18 protein-coding genes and 1 pseudogene are annotated in these 22,660 nt (G+C 41.9%); all 19 read right to left on the bottom strand.

Annotation, left to right across the window (positions count from 1 at the left end; genetic code table 11):
* Nucleotides 1–103: 103 nt before the first annotated feature.
* Nucleotides 104–1,465, bottom strand: coding sequence for an o-succinylbenzoate--CoA ligase (gene menE / locus LDL57_RS05440; protein ID WP_310740178.1), 1,362 nt, complete (start codon nt 1,463–1,465; stop codon nt 104–106).
* Between the two features lie 59 nt (nt 1,466–1,524).
* Nucleotides 1,525–2,499, bottom strand: a complete 975-nt coding sequence (gene menC, locus LDL57_RS05435) for an o-succinylbenzoate synthase (RefSeq protein ID WP_180559801.1) — start codon at nt 2,497–2,499, stop codon at nt 1,525–1,527.
* Nucleotides 2,499–3,356 carry a 1,4-dihydroxy-2-naphthoyl-CoA synthase gene (gene menB / locus LDL57_RS05430; protein WP_180559800.1) on the bottom strand — a complete coding sequence of 286 codons (858 nt, stop codon included), beginning with the start codon at nt 3,354–3,356 and terminating at the stop codon, nt 2,499–2,501. Before menB ends, menC begins: the two co-directional genes overlap by 1 nt.
* Nucleotides 3,340–4,134 carry a 2-succinyl-6-hydroxy-2,4-cyclohexadiene-1-carboxylate synthase gene (menH, locus tag LDL57_RS05425; protein WP_180559799.1) on the bottom strand — a complete coding sequence of 265 codons (795 nt, stop codon included), beginning with the start codon at nt 4,132–4,134 and terminating at the stop codon, nt 3,340–3,342. Before menH ends, menB begins: the two co-directional genes overlap by 17 nt.
* A complete protein-coding gene (gene menD / locus LDL57_RS05420; RefSeq protein WP_180559798.1) occupies nt 4,131–5,804 on the bottom strand; it encodes a 2-succinyl-5-enolpyruvyl-6-hydroxy-3-cyclohexene-1-carboxylic-acid synthase in 1,674 nt (557 codons plus the stop codon). Before menD ends, menH begins: the two co-directional genes overlap by 4 nt.
* 116 nt (nt 5,805–5,920) lie before the next feature.
* A pseudogene (gene menF, locus LDL57_RS18140) lies at nt 5,921–7,237 on the bottom strand (isochorismate synthase MenF).
* Between the two features lie 232 nt (nt 7,238–7,469).
* Entirely contained in the window at nt 7,470–8,885 is a 1,416-nt protein-coding gene (gene nuoN / locus LDL57_RS05405; RefSeq protein ID WP_225507240.1) for an NADH-quinone oxidoreductase subunit NuoN, read from the bottom strand.
* Nucleotides 8,886–8,891: 6 nt separating this feature from the next.
* Nucleotides 8,892–10,412, bottom strand: a complete 1,521-nt coding sequence (gene nuoM / locus LDL57_RS05400) for an NADH-quinone oxidoreductase subunit M (RefSeq protein WP_225507239.1) — start codon at nt 10,410–10,412, stop codon at nt 8,892–8,894.
* A 19-nt stretch (nt 10,413–10,431) separates the two neighbouring features.
* Nucleotides 10,432–12,279: an NADH-quinone oxidoreductase subunit L gene (gene nuoL / locus LDL57_RS05395; protein WP_180559795.1), complete on the bottom strand. Its 1,848-nt coding sequence runs from the start codon at nt 12,277–12,279 to the stop codon at nt 10,432–10,434.
* Nucleotides 12,276–12,578, bottom strand: coding sequence for an NADH-quinone oxidoreductase subunit NuoK (gene nuoK / locus LDL57_RS05390; RefSeq protein WP_180559794.1), 303 nt, complete (start codon nt 12,576–12,578; stop codon nt 12,276–12,278). The genes nuoL and nuoK overlap by 4 nt, the downstream gene beginning before the upstream one ends.
* Nucleotides 12,575–13,108 (bottom strand): NADH-quinone oxidoreductase subunit J, encoded by a 534-nt coding sequence (gene nuoJ / locus LDL57_RS05385; protein WP_180559793.1) that lies wholly within the window; start codon nt 13,106–13,108, stop codon nt 12,575–12,577. Before nuoJ ends, nuoK begins: the two co-directional genes overlap by 4 nt.
* A gap of 12 nt (nt 13,109–13,120) precedes the next feature.
* Nucleotides 13,121–13,663, bottom strand: coding sequence for an NADH-quinone oxidoreductase subunit NuoI (gene nuoI, locus LDL57_RS05380; RefSeq protein ID WP_180559792.1), 543 nt, complete (start codon nt 13,661–13,663; stop codon nt 13,121–13,123).
* A gap of 17 nt (nt 13,664–13,680) precedes the next feature.
* Nucleotides 13,681–14,655, bottom strand: coding sequence for an NADH-quinone oxidoreductase subunit NuoH (gene nuoH / locus LDL57_RS05375; RefSeq protein WP_180559791.1), 975 nt, complete (start codon nt 14,653–14,655; stop codon nt 13,681–13,683).
* Nucleotides 14,655–17,387 (bottom strand): NADH-quinone oxidoreductase subunit NuoG, encoded by a 2,733-nt coding sequence (nuoG, locus tag LDL57_RS05370; protein WP_225507237.1) that lies wholly within the window; start codon nt 17,385–17,387, stop codon nt 14,655–14,657. Before nuoG ends, nuoH begins: the two co-directional genes overlap by 1 nt.
* 85 nt (nt 17,388–17,472) lie before the next feature.
* Nucleotides 17,473–18,828: an NADH-quinone oxidoreductase subunit NuoF gene (nuoF, locus tag LDL57_RS05365; RefSeq protein WP_180559789.1), complete on the bottom strand. Its 1,356-nt coding sequence runs from the start codon at nt 18,826–18,828 to the stop codon at nt 17,473–17,475.
* Nucleotides 18,825–19,373 (bottom strand): NADH-quinone oxidoreductase subunit NuoE, encoded by a 549-nt coding sequence (gene nuoE, locus LDL57_RS05360; protein WP_180559788.1) that lies wholly within the window; start codon nt 19,371–19,373, stop codon nt 18,825–18,827. Before nuoE ends, nuoF begins: the two co-directional genes overlap by 4 nt.
* 2 nt (nt 19,374–19,375) lie before the next feature.
* Nucleotides 19,376–21,175, bottom strand: a complete 1,800-nt coding sequence (gene nuoC / locus LDL57_RS05355; protein ID WP_370520682.1) for an NADH-quinone oxidoreductase subunit C/D — start codon at nt 21,173–21,175, stop codon at nt 19,376–19,378.
* Between the two features lie 80 nt (nt 21,176–21,255).
* The gene (locus LDL57_RS05350; protein ID WP_180559787.1) at nt 21,256–21,930 is read right to left on the bottom strand and encodes a NuoB/complex I 20 kDa subunit family protein; all 675 of its coding nucleotides are present in this window, start codon (nt 21,928–21,930) and stop codon (nt 21,256–21,258) included.
* Between the two features lie 20 nt (nt 21,931–21,950).
* Nucleotides 21,951–22,391, bottom strand: a complete 441-nt coding sequence (locus LDL57_RS05345) for an NADH-quinone oxidoreductase subunit A (protein WP_225507236.1) — start codon at nt 22,389–22,391, stop codon at nt 21,951–21,953.
* Nucleotides 22,392–22,660: the final 269 nt, after the last annotated feature.

Here is a 22,660-nt window from a genome sequence, read left to right as displayed (position 1 = left end):
GAGAGGCTAAAACCTCTCCAAATCATTTTTACATTAATGACTGGCTAAAAAATGGATTTACCCAAAGATCTCCTCATCGCCTTAGAGCCAACGCTATACTAGTTTAAATCCGTTTATTATTATGATGATGCTGTAAAAGCCATTGGTGGATATTGTGACGGGAAAGCTTAATGCCGGCATTCTGTGTTAACATTCTAGGCAATAAATAATAAGCAATAGGCCGTTGAAAAGCGGCTAGCTGAGGATCTAGCCACTGATTTAAACTGGTTACCAGTTGTTTATTATCAGACTCAATAACCACAACTGGGCGGTGACCAAATTCTTTATCGGGTATTGGCATAACAAAACTCTGTTTAATATCGGGATGGCTATTTATGATAGCTTCAATATCTTCGGGTTGAATCCCTTCCCCGCCACTAAAAAATTGATTATCCAATCGACCTAAAATTTGCCATTCTACTGCCGTAAATGCCCCTTTATCACGGCTAGCAAACCAACCATTAGCTAATGCTAATGGTAGCACTTTGCCCTGCCACCAATAGCCTAATGCCAAACTGTCAGCTTGAATATGAATTTCACTATTGACTAAACGAAGCGACTTGCCGGTTAAAGGTAAACCGACACCCTTACCGCTATCTGCTGGTTTAGCGCAAACGGTGGAAGCTGTTTCTGTCATACCATAACCTAACCAACAGCGGATGCCATGCTGTTTTGCCGCAGCAACTAGTTCGTGCGGGATCATCGCGCCGCCTAATAACACGTTTTGCAAACTGGCTTTTTGCTCAACATTTTTTATCTGCAATAAACGCCATAATTGAGTAGGCACTAAAGAAGCGTGGCTACATTGCTGTAATGCATGAGGTAATTCACGGGTGGCTTTTATTGCTAACCTAGCACCGCGAAATAACCACCGCCAAACAATTCCCTGGCCTGAGACATGAAAAAGCGGTAACGAAAGCAACCAGCAATCCTTACGCTGAAATGGCAATAACGTAAGCACTCCCTTTGCACTATTGAGATGAGCGGCAATATTATGTACTACCGCTTTCGCTAAACCGGTCGAACCTGAGGTTAGTATTAATGTCGCAGGCAACAATGACATAAAAGGCACTGCGCTAGTGATATCATATTGATAATTAGCTGATTTTATTGTAGCTGCTCGATAATCTAGCAATTTTACATGCGGCAAAAACAACGGCTTATCAGTAAAGTCAATCATACAATCAATCGCCAAACTGGCAGTTAATTCTGTTACTGTGCTCTCTGGCAGTTGTGGATTGAGGGGCAAAATCCGAGCACCCAATTGTAATAATGCCAACTGACATAACAGCAAAGAAAGACTATTTTTACCCCTAAGCATGATAGTCATCTGCTGGGGAGCAAACAGCTGACGTTGAAAATGGGCGGCAATAGTATTAATTTTTACCACCAATTGACGCCAGCAATATTGTCTATTCTCGGTTATCAGTGCAATGTCAGTCGGTGATTGTTCAGCCTAATAAAGCCAGGGCCATTGATTAAATGTCATTCATGTTGCCATATTTGTGCTAATTCATTTAATCCGATTAGCGGTAACGAACTTTCAGGCCATTGACGGACAAGTTGAGCCTGGTGTAGAGACAAGGTATCTAATCCTGGCACGCTTTCTGGTGTTAACCAGTTTGCTATTCGCGCTAATTGGGTTAAGCCAAAACTACTTTCTAGACTAGAACTAATCACGGTCTCTAATCCCAAAGCCTGAGCGTCATGAATAAGTTGCTTACAACGATTTAAGCTACCTAGTAAGGTGGGTTTAACAATGATGGTGCTAACGCCCGGCTGCTTTTTAAGTTGAAAGCCCGGCTCACGCACACTTTCATCCCAAGCAATGGCGATCCCCGTTTGTTGAGCAAAAGCCAACGAGTCAAGCATGGTTTTACAAGGCTCTTCAATAAAATCAATTCTAGCGCGATTAGCAGGTTTAATATACTTGGCAAATGCGGCCGCTTGGGATTGATTCCAACTTCGATTAGCATCCAAGCGTAAACGCAAGCAAGGAACAGCATCAAGTAGTAAATTAACTACCATCCCATCCCGCACTGATTCATAAAACCCAACCTTAACCTTAGCCACTTTTTCACTGTTAGCAGCATTTAATTGTAAAATAAGCTCATCCAGATCACCGGTGCAAAGGGGAGCTTTTGGATAATGGGTGATTTCTGGTAATTCGGCCATTAATTCAGCCTGTGCACAACTAAGTCCAAAAGCCACTGATGGGATATCGCATTCTTCTATTGTTGCCCCCTGACACCAATCACGTAAACGGGTTTGCAGTGCCAATCGAGCCGTTTCTAGTGTTTCAACACTAAACTGCGGTAAAGGTGAAATTTCCCCCCAACCTTGAGAACCATTTTCTTGTAAATGAATAAGAAAGCCATCACGGGTTTTTAATCGTTGCTGCCGTAATATGATCCCCGTTTCCATTGGTAAACTAAATTGATATATTGCCGCCTTACGCATTATGGATTACGCTCAAAGGTTGAAAATTCCGGTTGCCGTTTTTCATTAAAAGCATTTCTGCCTTCCTGACCTTCCTCAGTCATGTAAAACAACATCGTGGCATTACCGGCTAACTCTTGTAAACCTGCCTGGCCGTCGCAATCCGCATTCAGCGCGGCTTTCAAACAGCGTAGTGCCATTGGGCTGTTTTTTAGTATCTCTCTGCACCAACCTACTGTTTCACACTCAAGTTCAGCATAAGGTACAACCTGATTTACCAATCCCATATCCAATGCTGACCGGGCATCATATTGACGACATAAGAACCAAATTTCGCGCGCTTTTTTTTGTCCAACAATACGCGCCATATAAGAAGCGCCCCAACCACCATCAAATGAACCCACCTTAGGCCCAGTTTGCCCAAATATGGCATTGTCAGCAGCAATGGTTAAATCACACATCATATGTAATACATGTCCACCGCCAATCGCATAACCGGCAACCATAGCAACAATCGGCTTTGGACAGGTTCGAATTTGGCGTTGAAAATCTAAAATATTTAAATGATGGACGCCATTATCATCTCGATAGCCACCATAATCACCACGAATTTTTTGATCACCGCCGGCACAAAAGGCTTTTTCTCCCTGGCCGGTTAAAATAATACAACCTATCGCATTATCGTAACGGGCATCAGATAATGCTTGGATCATCTCTTTGACGGTTTGCGGCCGAAATGCATTACGCACATGGGGACGATTGATAGTAATTTTAGCAATCCCATCTTTAGTTTTATGATAAAGAATATCTTCAACTTGGGCCGAATGATCATGCCATTGTGCAGCAGCATAAGGTTGTTCTTTATTCAGACACTGCATATTCAATTCCTTCCGTCAGAAAATTTAAAAAACGCTCCACTGCTTTAGCATAAGCAATAGGATTACTACGATGGGCATTATGCCCAGCCTCAGGTATCCGAATAAGTGGTAACGAGAATTGTTGTGAGATAGCGCAAAACTTTTCGTCATACTCACCGCAGAGGTAGCTGAAAGGGTAGTTTCGCTGTAATAATTTATTGACTAAAAAAGGTTGTTTACCTAATGAAGTCGTTTCCAATAAATGGGCAACATATTCGCCGCAATTATTCCTGCGCTCAGCTATTAATTGTTGTCGTTGCTCGACAGATAAGTCATGAAAGACGGCTTGCTGATACCAATCGGATAAGACATTATCCATAGGCTCACATCGAAAGCGTTTTGCCCAAGACTGATCATGCTTTAAACGTAGCAGGCGCTCAGTGGGCTGTTTTAAACCAACATTGGCCCCCTCAACAATTAATGCTTTCAATTTAGTAGGTTGAGACTGACAAGCGTAATACATAGCAATCCTACCACCCAACGAATAGCCAATTAGATAATAACTGTCAATTTGATTAGCTTGAATTGCCTGTTCAATTAACCGACTTAAGTGAGAAAAATCTGTCAGTTGAATATATGGTGAACGCCCGTGGCCCGGTAAATCAATTGTCAGTGATGGATGATTGTTGCATTGTTCAATAATAGGTAGCCATTCGCCGCCTTCGCCAAGTAAACCATGTAACCAAACTAACCATGTTCCAGCACATTTTTCATGGTATCGTCGAGTATATAACATCATAATTGCATCATCTGATTAACAAGTTGATTGAGTGTTTTTGCCCCTTCATCACCTGCTACTAACAATTCAATCATCAACGCCTTACCACCGTGCTGCCAATAATCATTGATGGTATCTTTCAACTCATGCCAATTTGACGGGGCCGCGTAAGATAGACCAAACATGGCAGCCGCATGCTTAAATTGCAACTGATGAGGCATGCAATAAAAACGTTCTCTTTCCGCTTCAGGGGTAGGTAGCATAGAGAAGATTTGGCCACCATTATTATTCACTACAATCAACACCGTGGGTGCCAAGCAAGCACGTAATAAATTCAGACTATTTAAGTCATAAAGCGCCGAAATATCGCCGATGATGCCTAGCGTAGGCTTCGCATTGGCCGCGTGCACACCGGCTAGGGTAGCAATCAAACCATCAATGCCACTAGCTCCACGATTGCTATAGATTGGATAATTTGCCGGTAATTGGCAGAGAGCATCAATCAATCTGACAATCAAGCTATTACCAACAAAAAGTTGCCCGTTTATCGGTAACAATTGTGCCAGTTGATGCGCAATGGCGGCTTCTGAAAATTGTTGATCCAATTGTTTCCTGACGCCGCTATAAACGCTATTAACAATAGCAATCAATTCGTTCGCCCAAGGTAAACAAGTTATTGCCGGATGGCCAATTAACCAGTTAGACACTGAACTAACCAATCGCTTACCACGATGATTAGCCGGATCTAACCGACCAGGAATAGGATCAATAATCCAATATTCTTCAGGTTGACATTGTGCTTGCCATTCTAATAAACGTTTACTGGTTAAACTTGAGCCAAATTGGACGACTAATTGGGCATTTTGCAAAATGTTTTTCACTGCTGTTATGGATAACCAAAGATCGGCGCAGGGTAAGGGTTGTCCCGTTTGTGATAAAACATCACTAATTATTGACCAACCTAACATTTCTGCCCATTGTGCAACTTGCGCTCCCTCATCAGGTCGCATTCTGCCCGCGATCACTAGACCTTTTTTCTGTCGCCAAACATGCCAATTTGTTACCAATGCTAACGAGTGACAGCCACCACCGCTCAACCAGGGTGTAGAAGATTGCCACCAACTAGCCAATGAATTTTGCCAGTCAATTTGTGCTGAAGCTTGACCATATAAAGGTTCAGCAAATGGGCAATTGATATGCACAGCGCCATGGGAAAGATTATTCATTGCATTGTCAATGGTACTAATCAACCATTGCGCACTGATATCTTGGGTGGGACTGGGTAATGTTAATGTTTGTGCTGGATGATCAGCAAAAATAGCAGTTTGCCGAATCGCTTGATTAGCACCACAATCAATTAATTCTGCTGGCCGATCGGCAGTTAAAAAAATGATATTTTCACCCGTTAAGCCGGCTTCAATTAAAGCGGGATATAAGTTAGCCACTGCGGTACCAGAAGTGACAATAACAGCCACCGGTTTGCTAACCACTTTTGCCAAGCCCAGAGCAAAATAGCCTAATCCACGTTCATCATAGTGAGTATGACAAATTAACTTACTATTTGCCGCGGCGGCTAATGTCAATGGTGTCGAGCGAGAACCTGGCGCAATGCAAACATGGCTTAATCCATGTCGTGTTAATGCTTCCAGAATGACTTGCGCCCATTGACGGTTAAAAACACTATGCGACATACTTTACTCAAAGCAGAAATAAGAAATAAAATAATAGCAATTTTAAGTGAAATTACGTTATTTTCCTTATTCCAGTTCAATAAAATGACGCTAAAAAATTATTTTTGTTGTAAAAATCAACTTTCACAACAAAATGTTTCCGTATTTAGTAATGTTTGTAAACCTGCAACCTTATTTTCCACTTCAAGCCATTCTTGCCATGGATCTGAATCGTTAACGATACCGGCACCGGCATAAAGTCGAAGACGAGTGTCATTTATATGTGCACAACGTAACGCTACAACAAATTCACTTTGATTTAGTGATAGATAGCCGGCACTACCTGCATACCAACCACGGCAAATAGGCTCATTTTGCTGTAGAAAATGCTTCGCTATTTTTCTTGGCACACCCGCAACCGCCGCTGTCGGCTGTAAAAGGTATAAACAGTCACTATCACTAGCATCACGTAGCGTGACATGAATAAGACGACGCAAATGCTGAATTTTACGTAACAAAATAATATCAGGTGAGGAAATACTAATCCTTTCACAATTATTTTGTAATCTTTGACAAATATCCTCTACGACCAGTCGATTTTCATGCTGATTTTTATCATCATTCATTAACCAATCCGAATGGGCTTGCCTGACTGACTGATCTGATGAATTGACTACCGTTCCAGCTAATGCTTCAGTATAAAGTTGTTGAAATTCACGATAATAAAGACGCTCTGGCGTTGATGATAAAAAGGTATGTTGAGGGTTAAACGACAGCATAAAATGGTAACATTGACGGTTAACCGCTTTACTTGCCAACATCAGACTGGCCGCATTTAATGGTTTTGTTAATTAAATATCCGTTTGGCGGGCAATCACCACTTTATCCATAACCCCACTATTAATCAGTTGTATTGCCTGAGTGGTTAAATCTCGCCACTGTGGGTATTCAGGCAGATGTTGAACTCGCTTAATACTGCTATTAAGTGGAGAAATGGGTTTAACTGATTGCAATCCAGATAAAAATTGCAGGGCGTGCGGCAGATCTTGTTGATCAATAATATTGATAGCTAATATCCACTTTCCCTGACCATAACGAAACTCGAGCCGCGGTATGAATAAATAGCTCTCAACACCAACAAAACCAGCATAATATTCATTATTAGGCAGTGGCTGCCAAGCATTCAATCCCCAGATACGCATGGTTGTGGTAGCGGGTTGTTGCTGTAAAAATTGTTCAGCATCGACAATATTAGTAAAATGTTTTACCTCACCGAGTAAAGCCACTTCTTCGTGACCATCGCGATGATGCCAATAAAATTGAGGATAAAATTGCTGACTGGCTAGCCAGTCTAAAGCAGGAAATTTAATATCAGCGGGTAAAGGAAATTGATATTGTTGCCCACTTGTCCCATCGATTTGTCGTTCAGATAAAAATTGATAAACACTTGCCATGAACTCGCTAATATTAACCACTATTACTATCCTCTTGACTCCAATAAATCATTTTATTAAACCAATTGGCTAATCATGTATTTATTCTGCTATTTGTTGCTTTAGCAAACTATTATTAAATTTTTGCTATTAACAATCTCAATCATAAAAAACCCAGCGATATTAACGCTGGGCTATTAACGCATACTGATAATTATGCCGCCAAAGCAGCAAGTGCAATCTCAAACAAAGGTTATGGCCATATTCCCAATAAAATTGTAATAACAGCACACAATAACGCAAATAAAGTGGCTAAATTAACATTTAATTGTTTGTGCGGTTGGCCATTAGTTAGCGGCTCACGGCTATATAAAATAGCCATAAAACGTAAATAATAGTATAACCCCATCGCACTACCGATAATCACGACTGCCGTTAACCACCATAATTCGGCATTAATAGCAGTAATGATGAGATAAAATTTACCAATAAAACCTAGGGTAATTGGTATGCCCGCTAACGACAGCATCATAATGGTCAAAATAATCGCCAACACCGGTTGGCGCCAATATAATCCCCGATAAGCATTAATATCGTCTTTATCATCACCACAGTAGGGGCTTGAGAGAATGCTGACAACACCAAAAGCACCTAAACTGGCCAATAAATACCCCATAAAATAAATTGCGACGGTAATTTGTGCGGCAACACTATCAGTCTGTAACGCAATTAACGGCAATAGCAAATATCCCATATGGGCAATAGATGAGTAACCTAACAGCCGCTTAATACTCTGTTGCGAGATGGCCATTAAATTACCAAACAGAATAGAAGCCATGGCAATAATGCTAAGTACTAACAATAATGCCTGACTTTCTGCTATCGCTGATGTCATTAGTAAACGCATTAAAACTGCGAAAATGGCGATCTTGCTAGCTGTTGCTAAAAATGTTGCCACCGGTGCAGGCGCACCTTGATAAACATCCGGTGTCCACAATTGAAAAGGTACAAAAGAGAGTTTAAAACCAATGCCGACCAACATCATGCCAACACCAACCATAATGACTGGATAGTGAATAATATGCTCATTTAGGCTTAAACCTAATTTGGCAAATAGCAAACTGCCGGATTCAGCATAAAGTAATGCCATACCGAACAATAAAAATGCAGAGGCGGCGGCGGATAGCAACATATATTTAATGCTAGCTTCTAATGAACGCTTCTGGGTAAAGGCATAGCCGACCAAGCCAAATAATGGCAATGAAATTAATTCAATACCAATGAATAAGGTTGCTAAATGGTTGGCCATTGATAACAAGATCCCACCAGCTACCGCAATACTTAATAATAAATAAAACTCTTCTTTGTTATCCGGGTATCTTGTAAGCCATCCATAGGCATAAATTGCTGTGCCAATACCAGCAAGCAAAATCAGTGCGCTATAAAAGAGTGAATATTTATCTACATAGATTAATGGGGTGACTTCAAGCGGTAATTTATCGCCAATTAAGCAGCAGGCCAAAAGAGCAATAATAAAACCGGCTATTGTTAATATGGCATTGAGTAAATGATGACGCCGCCAGGCAATGGATAACATCACAATCACCACTAATAGCCCAACGATCAAAAGTGGAGACAATGCGATCAATTGTTCAAAAGTTATGGTCATGACGAATTATGGCCTTAAGGTTGAAAACGAAATAGAATACAAACTGTGCAGCGATTCCATCACATTTTTTGAAGTATCTAATACGGGTTGCGGATAAAAACCTAATACCACTAATAACAATGCTAATGTCACTAAAACCAACATCTCGCGACCATTTAAAGCGGGTAGTACTTTTTCTGATTTTGTGGTGCCATAATAGACCTGTTGCATCATCCAAAGTGCATAGATCGACGCAAATACCACACCGAATACCATAATTGTTGTCACCAATTTAAATTGCCCAAAAGTACCAAATAGGATCATAAATTCACCAACAAAATTTCCGGTACCCGGCATGCCCAACGTTGCCACGGCAAAAAACAGTGATAGTGCAGGTAGCCACATGATCCGTTTCCATAATCCTCCCATCATGCGCATATCACGGGTTCCAGTACGTTCATAAAGTTGACCACTAATAATTATTAAAGCCGCACCTGATAAGCCATTAGCAATCATTTGTAACACTGCTCCTTGGTAAGCCAGGATAGAACCGGCATAAATAGCGACGGTAACAAAGCCCATATGCGACAAACTGCTATAAGCCACCAGGCGTTTGATATCTGTCTGTTTGAATGCTAACCATGCACCATAAAATATGCTGATCACGCCAAGTGTCATCGCGATAGGGGTAAATTGAATCGATGCGGTCGGAAAGAGCGGTAATGTGAAACGCAATAAACCATAAGCTGCCGTTTTAAGCATGATACCAGATATATCAACGGAGCCAGCTGTTGGCGATTGTTCTTGTGTGTCTGCCATCCAGCCATGAAAAGGTACCAAAGGCATCTTCACCGCAAATGCAATAAAAAAACACAGCATTAATAAATACTGCGTCAGCGCTGACATTTTGGTATTTAACAGATCGTGATAGGCAAATGACCAATTACCCGTTGATTGATAATGAATTAATGCTAATGCAACAATTGCCACCAACATAATCAGACCGCTTGCTTGGGTATAAATAAAAAACTTACTAGCTGCATTGACATGTGCACGTTCTTCCGAGCCTTTATGCCCCCAATTAGCAATCAGAAAATACATTGGGATCAGCATCATTTCCCAGAAGAAAAAAACCAAAAACAGATCCACCGCCAGGAAAATTCCCATCACGCCAGCTAGAATCCACATTAAATGAAAGTGATAAGCACCTTGGTTTGGTTGATTTTCACTCCACGAACTCAATACCGAAAAAATTCCCATGATAGCCGTTAGCACTATCATTAGTAATGATAAACCATCAATGGCCAAGGCAATATTAATACCTAATGGCGTGATCCATGGCATAAAAAAGATCGCCTGCCATTGGGGTAATGCCAAAGTGTTAGTCAACGAATAATTTCCCTGTAACCAAAGTAGTACAGAGAGGAGTAGTGTTAACCCCATCACAAGCAGTGCCAAATAGCGTGGCGCCCGTTGATTAAATCGTTCGGACTGCCAGCATAGCACACCACCGATGAAGGGAAGAAGTATTAGCCAAGGTAATAGCATGGCGCAATGTGTCCCTTAATTAAACCAGAAGTAACAGTGCTAACATCAACACTGCCCCTAACCCCATAGAAGCCAAATACCAACGGATCTGCCCATTCTGGCTAAAAGTTAAGCCTCTATTGCCCCAACGTGACATCACAGCTGGAATATTCATTAATGAATTGACAGGATCATTTGCCAATAATTGAGCAATTACTTTAAAGGGTTTTATAAAAATAAGGTTATAAAGTTGGTCAAACCCCCATGCCTGATACCACCAAGCAGTAAAAAAACGTCCTGCCGCACTTTTGGCAATGAATTTAACAACCTTACGTTTACCTAGATAGAGAAATATCGCTAGTGCCAGTCCGAGTAATGCAACAATCGCTGAAACTATTTCTAGCCTAACTTTACCTGACTCATTGATTGTTTCACTGATAGGGAATATACCGGCTAAAGGTTGCACAATCAATGCACCAACCACCGTGGATAATACGGCTAATACCGCTAACGGCAGGGTATGACTAATCCCCCCAACAGCTTGAGCTTTAGCCTGTTTTTTGCCATGAAAGACAATAAAAATCATACGGAAGGTATAGAAAGCGGTCATAAATGCACCAATTATGCCAGCCCACAATAAAACAGTTTCGCCTTGCCGAGCAGCTCCCCATAAGATATCGTCTTTACTATAAAAACCTGCAGTGACTAGTGGTATTGCCGCTAACGCCCCGCCACCGATTAAAAAGCAAGCATAAACAAAGGGTAGCGTTTTACGTAAGCCACCCATTTTAAATATATTTTGTTCATGGTGACAGGCAACAATTACTGAACCAGCGGATAAAAAGAGTAAAGCTTTAAAAAACGCGTGGGTCATCAAATGAAAAATAGCCGCATCCCAAGCCTGAACACCTAAAGCTAAAAACATATAACCTATTTGACTCATTGTCGAATAAGCTAATACACGTTTGATATCGGTTTGTACTAAGGCCGCAAATCCAGCCAATATTAGGGTAACCGCACCAATAATAGCGACTAAGTGCAATATTTCCGGCGCCATCAAGAACAAAATATGCGTGCGGGCAATTAAATAAACCCCTGCAGTGACCATGGTTGCTGCATGAATAAGTGCCGATACTGGGGTTGGACCGGCCATTGCATCGGCTAACCAAGTCTGCAAAGGTAATTGAGCAGATTTACCAACAGCACCGCCAAGGATCATTAAGGTTGCCCAATTGATAAGGGGCGAACCAGCGCTAATTTGCTGTGGTACTAATATGCTTAATTGCTGGAAATTCAGTGTGCCAAATTGGTTATAGAGAATAAACATGCCAATGGCTAAAAATACATCACCAATACGTGTGACAAAAAAAGCCTTCATAGCTGCTTTGCCATTTTCTGGATTGGTATAATAAAAACCAATTAGCAAATAACTGCATAAACCGACGCCTTCCCAACCAAGATACATTAGCATCATGTTGTCAGCCAACACGAGAACAACCATACTTGCAATAAACAAATTGGTATAAGCAAAAAAGCGTGAATAACCTTCTTCACCACGCATATACCAAGAGGCGTATAGATGAATTAAAAAGCCGACGCCGGTCACAACCGCTAACATGGTTAATGATAAACCATCAAGCACCAGTGTAATAGGAATGTTGAAGTTACCTACTGCTATCCAATTCCACAACGTCTGACGATAAACATAGCCACCATCAGCATTATTAGCATAAAAATCAATCGCTAGCCAAAATGTTATCAATGCTGCCAAACCTATCGAACCAACCCCGATGGTAGCGGACAAATTTTCTGACCAACGTCCGCGAGAAAATGCGAGCAGTAGAAATCCCAATAGTGGCAGCAAAATGGTTAAATAGAGTAAATTCATCCGCGCATCTCACTGACTTCATCAATATTAAGGTTCTGGCGATGACGATGAAGTTGCAATAACAACGCCAATCCTATACTTGCTTCTGCGGCAGCCAAACTAATTGTTAGAATATACATCACTTGGCCATCAGCTTGTCCCCAATAACTACCAGCCACCACAAAAGCCAATGCAGCTGAATTAATCATTATTTCTAATCCAATTAACATAAAGAGAAGATTGCGCCGGATCAGCAAACAAGTTAAACCTAAAACAAATAAAATCGCCGCTAAAATTAAACCATGTTGCAGAAGGATCATACTTGTTCCTCCACCTCAGAATGACTATCAACAGCATGAAGCCGCTTTTCACGCCCGATATGAAATGCCACGACAAGACCCGCCATTAACAATAAAGAAACCAGTTCAACAGCTAACACATAAGGACCAAATAAACTTATGCCAACCGCCATAGCGCTGATCATCTCGCCTTTGATCTGGCTATGTTTTATGGCCACGATGGCATAAACAATAACGCCAAGTAAAATGGCTGAAAGAATAGCTGGGCCAAGCCATGCTTTGGGTTGTAGCCAGGCACGCTCCTGCTCAACGACTGATTTACCTAAATTGAGCATCATGACAACAAACACAAACAGCACCATGATCGCACCGGCATAAACGATAATCTCTAAGGCACCAGCAAAATAGGATCCAACCGAGAAGAAAACAATTGATAAAGCTAACAGGGAAACGATCAGATACAACAGCGCATGAACTGGATTGGTATGTGTTATTACCCTTAGCGTCGCCAAAATAGCAACCAATCCGGCGACATAAAATGTAAACTCCATAAACATCGCTCCTTAAGGCAACAAATCTTTGACATTAATTGGCTTAACTTCATTATCTGCTTCACCTTTATCTTTACCATTAATCGCCATACCCGTTTTGTGATAAAAATTATAATCTGGATATTTACCTGGCCCTGAAATCAACAAATCCTGTTTTTCATAAACCAAATCTTGGCGTTTATATTCGCCCATTTCAAAATCCGGCGTTAGCTGGATAGCAGTAGTCGGACAAGCCTCTTCACATAAACCGCAAAAAATACAACGGGAAAAATTAATCTGGAAAAATTCTGGATACCAACGGCCATCTGGCTGTTCCGCTTTTTGTAGTGAAATGCAACCTACTGGACAAACTACCGCACATAAATTGCAAGCCACACAACGCTCTTTACCATCAGGATCACGGGTTAATACAATTCGCCCACGATAGCGGGGAGGTAAATAAACCGGTTCTTCCGGATACATTTTGGTTTCACGTTTATGAAAAGCATGTAGGCCAATCATACAAATACTACGTATCTGGGTGGCTAAACCAACCACTAACTCTTTTAATGTCATGGCTCAATCCTCCCTTATTAAGCGTTGCATAGAATAACCGCTGCGGTTACTAACAGATTGATCAACGTCAATGGCAAACACACTTTCCAACCAAAAGCCATCACTTGATCATAACGCGGACGTGGTAACGAGGCGCGAACCAGAATAAACATCACCATGAAGAAGGCGGTTTTTAAGGCTAACCAAATAAAACCAGGTAAAAATGGGCCAAGCCAGCCGCCAAAAAATAAGGTCACAATTAATGCGGAAACCGTGACAATACTGATATATTCACCGACGAAAAATAGACCAAATTTCATACCAGAATATTCAATATGATAGCCATCAGCCAGTTCTTGCTCTGATTCAGGTTGATCAAATGGATGACGGTGACAAACTGCAACGCCAGCAATGACAAAGGTTAAAAAGCCGAAAAATTGTGGAATAATATTCCATAGTCCTACTTGTGAATTGACAATATCCATTAAGTTAAAGGAGCCGGCGCGAGCGACGACTCCCATTAATGAAAGTCCCAAAAAGACTTCATAACTTAAGGTCTGAGCAGAAGCGCGCATCGCGCCTAATAAAGAGTATTTATTATTACTTGCCCAACCCGCAAATAGTACTGAATAAACCGCTAATCCAGCCATCATGAAAAAAAACAGCAGACCGATGTTAAGATCGGCAACATACCAAGTTGCGCTAACTGGAATAATAGCAAACACCAATAACATGGAGCAAAAAGCAATTACCGGTGCCAACATGAAAATGCGCTTATCTGAAAATTGTGGGATCCAATCTTCTTTAAATAGCATTTTTATCATATCAGCCACAATCTGTAATGAACCACCCCACCCTACCCGATTAGGTCCATATCGATTCTGGAACAGTGCCAATAAGCGACGTTCGCCAAAACTCATTAAAGCGCCACAGATAACCACTACCAGCAAAATAACTATTGCTTGTATAACAGCAATAATCGCAGCAGTGATTTCGGCAGAAAACAGCGTCATTATGTTGCCCTCCGTAAATTTTTCACAGCAACACCTGCCATCGTTGGCGCAATGCCGGGCATACCAAGCGGTAAGCCAATCTGCCCTGGAGCCAAATGATAGCTGAGACGAACTGGCAATCGATAAACTTGCTCACCATAACTGAATTCAAGCATGGCACCAACTTTCACCGCTAGATTTTCAGCATCTTGAATATTGAGCATAATATAAGCCTCTAGCATACGTTGTTGTATTGCCTCCGCGCGCTGTGAGGTTTCATCACTACCAAATAAATGATAGTAAGGGGCAACCGTCCATTGGTTATCTTGCCGCTGCCACGCCAGCGGAATAGCAGTAAAATAATCTAGGCGGCTATCGGTCGAATTAAATAATCGGATACCCGGATCACCAAAACGTAATGGCCCGCCGACTTCAGCTTGAAACTTATTCCATGCTTGAGGTGAATTCCAGCCTGGCGACCAAGCAAATGGAATTTGTTGGCGTTTAGCCATGGGGCTGTTATTACCTTCCATCGAAAAAGCAAATGGCGTATCAATATCACGTGGCTGACCAGGTTCACTAACTGAAATATCAGCCAATATTGCGGTACGGCCACTATAACGTTGAGGAGAGCGCGCTAGTTTTTGCCCCCGAATACGAAATGTCGCATTAGGTGCCGCATCAACAATCGCAGTAAACTGAGGCATAGCTGTTACACAGGCTTTGATCACGTGATCTAATTGTGACCAGTCTATCTGACGTGTTTCAAACTCTGCCTGCAATGAATGGAACCAACGCCAACTTTCATTGATGGCAATATTAGGTTGATAATAAGTCGGATCAAACACCTGAAAATAACGTTGTGCACGGCCTTCATTATTAATTAACGTTCCAGAGCTTTCAGCAAAACTGGCGGCGGGTAAAATAAGATCGGCATGATCCATAATAGCGGTACGCTGATGATCTGCGACAATCAATTTATTAAGCTTACCCAAAGCATTATTAACGCTGTCAACATCACTATGGCGATAAAGATCATTTTCCATAACAACGGCGGTATCAACCTCACCGGATGCAATACGCTCGATTGCCATATCTAACGGCTTAGCATTCATCAAAGCCAAGCCAAAACTATTCGCTTCAGCGGCAATATAGGTAATTCCTGCTGCCACATTATTCATTGTTAATGCAAAGGCAATATTAGCCGCGGCCTGAATAAGTGCATCACAACCGGCATTGCTGCCACTAATAATAAGCGGCTTTTTGGCCTGCAATAAAGCTGCAGCAACTAATTTTGCTTTCGTTTTGAGATCCGCCGGCAAATCATTGACGGCTGGCGCTTTACTGTCCAAAGCGTGAGCAATAGCAAAACCAAAGCGAGCTTGGTCATCAACCGGTGCCCGATAACTAAATGCCGCAACATCATCTAACCGGCTATCATCTATACTGGTGATAAATAGGGGATATTTAGCATGTTGGCCTATATTTAACACGGCGGCGATTTGCCAATCTGCCACTTTTTGTGCTGCAGCCATTGCTTTGGCTTTACCTTTCACCGCCTGACGAACCGCTAATGCAATACGCGCCCCAGTTTGAGTTAAATCTTCTCCCAAAACCAGCACCGCATCGTAATTTTCAATTTCGCGCAATGTCGGCGTATAGACGCCACCCTTTTGCAAAATGTTGACCATTAATTCGAGACGACGCTGCTGTGCTGTGGAAATACCGGAATAAAAGTTTTCTTCGCCAACCAGTGCTCGCAATGCATAATTGCTCTCGATACTGGCTCGTGGCGACCCAATACCAATAGTCTTTTTTGCTTGGCGTAAAATTTTCGCCCCCGTTTGCATCGCCTCTACTGCCGAAATAGTGTGTCGTTTTCCTTTTTTAGCTAATTGAGGCTGGCGGGGACGATCTTTACGATTAACATAACCATAACCAAAACGGCCACGATCACATAAAAAATAGTGATTGATCATACCGTTGTAACGGTTTTCAATCCGACGTAATTCACCATAACGTTCACCAGGGCTAGTGTTACAACCGATACTACACTGTTGACATATTCCTGGTGCAAATTGCATATCCCACTTGCGATTGTAACGTTCAGAATGGGTTTTATCAGTAAAAACACCCGTAGGACAGATCTCAACTAAATTACCCGCAAATTCACTCTCTAACGTACCGTCTTCTACGCGGCCGAAATAGACATGATTATGTGCGCTATAAACACCTAGATCCGTGCCATCAGCATAATCTTTGTAATAACGGACACAGCGATAGCAAGCAATACAGCGATTCATTTCGTGACCAATAAATGGGCCTAGATCCTGATTATGATGGGTTCGTTTGGTAAAACGATATTTACGCATGGTATGACCAGTCATCACTGTCATATCTTGTAAATGACAATTGCCGCCTTCCTCACAAACCGGGCAATCATGTGGATGGTTTGTCATCAACCACTCAACAACACTTGCACGAAACTGCTTGGCTTCATCATCGTCAATGGAAATATAGGTTCCATCAGAAGCCGGTGTCATACAGGACATTACTAGACGACCAGGGGTGTCGTCTGCATTTTGATATTGCTTAACTGCACATTGACGGCAAGCACCAACACTGCCTAACGCTGGATGCCAGCAAAAGTAAGGGATATCCAGCCCCAGAGAGAGACAGGCCTGTAATAGATTTTCAGCCCCATTAACATCATATCGTTTGCCGTCTACATATATTGTAGCCATAGTCAGCATGCTTCCTAATGGCCTGCTTGTTAGCAGGCGTTAATCAAAAATTCAGTCGACTTAAATACTTTTTTATTTAGCTTAGCGTAGGTTATCACCAACGCTGCTTTAACAAATTTGGCTGAATACCTGCAATTGGACTCAAGTTGGCCAAATTTTGTTGGCTGATGCCAGCTTCAAATTCAGCACGAAAATATTTGATAGCACTCTGCAAAGGTTCAACCGCACCGGGGGCATGGGCACAAAAAGTTTTACCTGGCCCAAGAAAACGACAAAGTTGCTCTAATGTTTCAATATCACCTGGTTGCCCCTCACCACGCTCTAACGCCTGTAAAATTTTTACACTCCAAGGTAGGCCATCACGACACGGTGTACACCAACCACACGATTCGCGGGCAAAAAATTGCTCTAGATTGCGGGTTAAAGCAACCATATTAATTTCATGATCAACCGCCATGGCCAGTGCGGTACCTAAACGGCTGCCAGCTTTAGCAATAGTGTCGAAATCCATGGCTAAATCAAGATGCGCTTCCGTTAGAAAATCGGTACCTGCTCCGCCTGGTTGCCAGGCTTTAAGCGTTAAACCTGCACGCATGCCACCTGCATAATCTTCTAGGATTTCACGTGCAGTGATACCAAAAGGTAATTCCCACAAGCCGGGATTATTGACCCGGCCAGAAAATCCCATCAGCTTCGTTCCAGCATCTTTGCTTTTACCTTCGCTAAGGCCCAGATACCACTCTTTACCATGTGTAATAATCGCCGGCACATTACAGAGCGTTTCCACATTATTGACGCAAGTTGGTTTACCCCAAACACCGGATGTTGCCGGAAAAGGCGGTTTTGAACGCGGATTTGCTCGGCGTCCTTCAAGGGAATTAATTAGCGCTGTTTCTTCACCACAAATATAACGCCCAGCACCGGTATGCACAAAAAGCTCAAAATCAAAACCGCTAGCCAGAATATTTTTACCTAATAAACCCGCTGCTTTCGCCTCCTCAATCGCTTTACGTAAATGTTTGGCTGCCTCAATATACTCACCACGTAAAAAAATATAACCACGATATGCTTTCAATGCATAAGCGCCAATTAGCATTCCCTCGATCAACAAATGCGGTAGCTGTTCCATTAAAAGACGATCTTTATAAGTTCCTGGCTCCATTTCATCAGCATTGCAAAGTAGATAACGGATATTCATGCTGTCATCTTTCGGCATTAAACTCCATTTAAGACCGGTAGAAAAGCCAGCACCACCACGACCTTTAAGACCAGCATCTTTAACCAAGCTAACCACCTGATCTGGCGACATGCTTGACAGGGCGTTTTTAGCGCCTTGGTAACCATTTTTACTTAAGTATTCCTCTAACCAGACGGGCTGCTGATCTTCACGTAAACGCCAAGTTAATGGATGGGTCTGCTTATTACGGGTAATTTGTCGCTGGGTTGTCATGGATACTGCTCCAATAACCGTTGAATATCAGATGGCTTGACATGACTATGCGTATCCTCATCAATCATCATAGTAGGACCTTTGTCACAGTTACCCAGACAACAAGTTGGTAATAAGGTAAAACGGCCATCGGCGGTTGTTTGTCCGGGCGCAATCTGTAATAACTTGATAATTTCACTCTCAATACCTTGATAACCGGTAATATGACAAACCACGCTGTCACAATAACGGATAATATGGCGACCAACAGGTTGACGATAAATTTGACTGTAGAAGGTCGCTACGCCTTCTACATCACTAGCAGGAATACCTAACAGATTGGCAATTGCATAAATAGCACCATCTTCCACCCAACCGCGCTTATTTTGCACAATTTTCAATGCTTCAATTGAAGCGGCTCTGGGATCTTCATAGTGATGTTTTTCTTGCTCAATCGCTTCTTGCTCTTCTTCGGTCAAAGCAAAATCATATTTGGTGTGAGACTCTATCCTATTAGCGACATCGAGCCGCTTCTGCTGTTGATTTGGATTAAATTCATCTTGCATTATTAACGATCCACATCTGACATGACAAAATCAATACTACCAAGGTAGACAATAAGATCAGACACCAGGCTGCCTCTGATCACCGCAGGAATTTGCTGTAAATGAGCAAAACTTGGTGTGCGAACGCGTGTGCGATAGCTCATCGTATTACCATCACTGGTAAGATAGTAACTATTGATCCCTTTTGTTGCTTCAATCATCTGAAAAGCCTCATTTGCAGGCATAACTGGCCCCCATGAAACTTGTAGAAAATGGTTAATCATGGTTTCAATATGTTGTAATGTGCGCTCTTTCGGTGGCGGAGTCGTGAGTGGATGATCGGCTTTAAATGGTCCGGTCGGCATATTATTTAAGCATTGCTTAAGAATATGCAGGCTTTGCCGTAGCTCTTCTACTTTTAACATCACACGATCATAACAATCGCCGTTGTTGCCGATTGGAACCTCAAATTCAAAGTTTTCATAACCTGAATAGGGTCGCCATTTACGGATGTCGAAATTAAGGCCCGTCGCCCTTAATCCAGCGCCTGTAACCCCCCAATCTAATGCTTCTTTAGTTGTATAAGCGGCTACACCCACTGAACGCCCTTTAAGAATACTATTTTGCAATGCAGCCTTTACATAAGAATCGAGACGCTTTGGCATCCAATCAAGAAATTCCTGCAACAGTTTCTGCCAACCTTGTGGTAAATCATGGGCAACACCTCCGATTCGAAACCAAGCTGGATGCATACGGAAACCGGTGATCGCTTCAATAATGTCATATATTTTTTGCCGATCAGTAAAAGCAAAGAAAACCGGTGTCATTGCACCGACATCCTGAATAAAAGTACTGATATAGAGTAAATGGCTGTTAATACGAAATAACTCTGACAACATGACACGGATAGTCTTAACGCGATCAGGTACATCAATACCTGCCAGCTTTTCTACCGCTAAGACATAAGGCATTTCATTAACACAACCACCTAAATACTCAATGCGGTCAGTGTAAGGAATATAACTGTGCCAGGATTGGCGCTCGCCCATTTTCTCTGCACCCCGATGGTGGTAACCAATATCCGGTACACAGTCGATAATCTCTTCACCATCTAGTTGCAGTACAATCCGAAAAGCGCCATGAGATGAAGGATGATTAGGACCCAGATTCAAGAACATAAAATCCTCATGTTCATTGCCTCTCGTCATCCCCCATTCTTCTGGTTTAAAGGTCAGTGACTCCATCTCTAAATCAAGTTTTTGTTTGGTTAAAACAAAAGGATCAAATTCAGTGGCTCTGGCCGGATAATCTTTACATAACGGGTGTCCTTGCCAGGTCATTGGCATTAATAACCGGCGCAAATTTGGATGGCCATTGAATGTTATGCCAAACATATCCCATACTTCACGTTCATACCAATTAGCATTGGGAAATAAAGACACTAGAGATGGAATATTAAGATCTTTCTCACTAAGCGCCACTTTCAACATAATATCGCGGTTACGCTCAATGGAAATGAGATGGTAAAAAACGGAAAAATCAGCTTCAGGTAAACCTTGCCGATATACTCTTTGCCGCTCATCAACCCCATGTAAGTCAAACAGCATCACATAAGGTTTAGGCTGCTTTTTCAAAAACTCAACTACGGCAAGAAGTTGTTCACGTTTGATCCAGATGACCAACATTCCCGTACGAGTTGATTGAATGGTGAAAGCATCAGGACTAAATTGGTTACGCAGTGCCAAAATTATGGGATCATCGCAATGATCATAAGTTTGCCATACTGGCCTGACACTCTCTTGCGTTATCTGATCTGTTATCATTCTGCACCACAACGCTTGATCAGGTTTATTACGACCGCAACACATTGCTTCTGTTACGCTGAATAGCTTATTTTAAAGCCTTATATTTCATCGGGTGTTCGTAGCGTTTTGACCGCTATCCTTTCACCACGTTTACTCTCTTTTTCAGATTGCATATTCGCGCGATAAACACCCTGGTCACCGACTACCCATGATAATGGGCGACGTTCTTTACCAATAGATTCTTGTAATAATAATAAAGCTTGCATATAAGCTTCCGGGCGTGGTGGACAACCAGGTATATAGACGTCAACAGGAAGAAATTTATCAACGCCCTGAACAACAGAATAAATATCGTACATACCCCCCGAGTTAGCACAAGCTCCCATCGAAATCACCCATTTAGGCGCTAACATTTGATCATAAAGTCGTTGAATAACAGGTGCCATCTTAGTAAAACAGGTTCCGGCAACAACCATAAAATCAGCTTGTCGCGGTGATGCCCGTAGTACCTCAGCACCAAACCGAGCAACATCATGCACAGCCGTGAAAGAGGTCACCATTTCAACATAACAACAGGAAAGGCCAAAATTGTACGGCCAGAGAGAATTTTTTCTGCCCCAATTTACCATATTATGTAAAGCATGCTCTAATTTACCCATATAAACACTACGATGAACATGCTGCTCTAATGGATCCCCGACAACTTGTTGTGTTTGCAAGGGATAACGGTCATTCTCACCATTTAAGTCAATGCGAGTGAGCGTATAATCCATCTTTAAATGCCTCAATTTTACTAGGGGTGACGATTGTTGGTTTTAATTACTTCCCTCGGTTTTGTAACATGGCGACGTGAACGCACTGGCGTCCAATTAAGTGCCCCAATACGAACCAAGTAGAATAAGCCCACCAATAACACCAAAATAAAAATACTTGCCTCAATAAAGCCTAACCAACCATTTTCTTTAATTGAGACTGCCCACGCATAAAGGAATAACGCTTCAACATCGAAAATAACAAAAAACATTGCAACCAAGTAAAATTTGGCTGATATACGCAAACGGGCACTACCAACAGAATTAATACCCGATTCATAAGGGATATGCTTTGCTTTGGCTTGGGATCTACCACCAAGGTAATAGGCACCAAGTAACATTAAGGAACACAGACCAAGAGCACCGATAAGATAGATTGCAAAAGCCCAATGATGAGCAAATACTTCAATAGATGTAGACATACTCGCTGCTTACTCATTATAAATAAAAACGGTGTCATTGCTTTGCTCTTGAATTAGCGCAATATTACACCACACTAACCATAATTAGATGAGAAGAAAAAATCAAAATAGACAGACAAACATCCATTTTCTTCAACTTTGCCCCTCTCATCACTATTTTGTTTATATAATAATGCTCTGTTTGTACCTTTTACCGTAAACTATAAATTAAAAACATCGCTAGCTAAAACGGGACAGCTCATTCAACTAATACTCACAGCTAGTAACTA

The organism is Arsenophonus apicola (assembly GCF_020268605.1).
Classification (GTDB): Bacteria; Pseudomonadota; Gammaproteobacteria; order Enterobacterales; family Enterobacteriaceae; genus Arsenophonus; species Arsenophonus apicola.
Note: the sequence above shows the minus strand (reverse complement) of the source record. Positions and strands in the feature narration are given on the sequence as shown.

Bases quoted from the DNA above. Each gene is read 5' to 3' on its own strand.
- LDL57_RS05345 (WP_225507236.1), bottom strand. From the start codon at position 22,391: ATGTCTACATCTATTGAAGTATTTGCTCATCATTGGGCTTTTGCAATC.
- nuoN (WP_225507240.1), bottom strand. From the start codon at position 8,885: ATGACCATAACTTTTGAACAATTGATCGCATTGTCTCCACTTTTGATC.
- nuoF (WP_180559789.1), bottom strand. From the start codon at position 18,828: ATGACAACCCAGCGACAAATTACCCGTAATAAGCAGACCCATCCATTA.
- menH (WP_180559799.1), bottom strand. From the start codon at position 4,134: ATGATGTTATATACTCGACGATACCATGAAAAATGTGCTGGAACATGG.
- nuoI (WP_180559792.1), bottom strand. From the start codon at position 13,663: ATGACATTAAAAGAGTTAGTGGTTGGTTTAGCCACCCAGATACGTAGT.
- nuoG (WP_225507237.1), bottom strand. From the start codon at position 17,387: ATGCTGACTATGGCTACAATATATGTAGACGGCAAACGATATGATGTT.
- nuoM (WP_225507239.1), bottom strand. From the start codon at position 10,412: ATGCTATTACCTTGGCTAATACTTCTTCCCTTCATCGGTGGTGTGCTA.
- nuoC (WP_370520682.1), bottom strand. From the start codon at position 21,175: ATGATAACAGATCAGATAACGCAAGAGAGTGTCAGGCCAGTATGGCAA.
- LDL57_RS05350 (WP_180559787.1), bottom strand. From the start codon at position 21,930: ATGGATTATACGCTCACTCGCATTGACTTAAATGGTGAGAATGACCGT.
- nuoL (WP_180559795.1), bottom strand. From the start codon at position 12,279: ATGAATTTACTCTATTTAACCATTTTGCTGCCACTATTGGGATTTCTA.
- menC (WP_180559801.1), bottom strand. From the start codon at position 2,499: ATGCGTAAGGCGGCAATATATCAATTTAGTTTACCAATGGAAACGGGG.
- nuoK (WP_180559794.1), bottom strand. From the start codon at position 12,578: ATGATCCTTCTGCAACATGGTTTAATTTTAGCGGCGATTTTATTTGTT.
- menD (WP_180559798.1), bottom strand. From the start codon at position 5,804: ATGTCGCATAGTGTTTTTAACCGTCAATGGGCGCAAGTCATTCTGGAA.
- menB (WP_180559800.1), bottom strand. From the start codon at position 3,356: ATGCAGTGTCTGAATAAAGAACAACCTTATGCTGCTGCACAATGGCAT.
- nuoJ (WP_180559793.1), bottom strand. From the start codon at position 13,108: ATGGAGTTTACATTTTATGTCGCCGGATTGGTTGCTATTTTGGCGACG.
- nuoE (WP_180559788.1), bottom strand. From the start codon at position 19,373: ATGCAAGATGAATTTAATCCAAATCAACAGCAGAAGCGGCTCGATGTC.
- nuoH (WP_180559791.1), bottom strand. From the start codon at position 14,655: ATGACGCTGTTTTCTGCCGAAATCACTGCTGCGATTATTGCTGTTATA.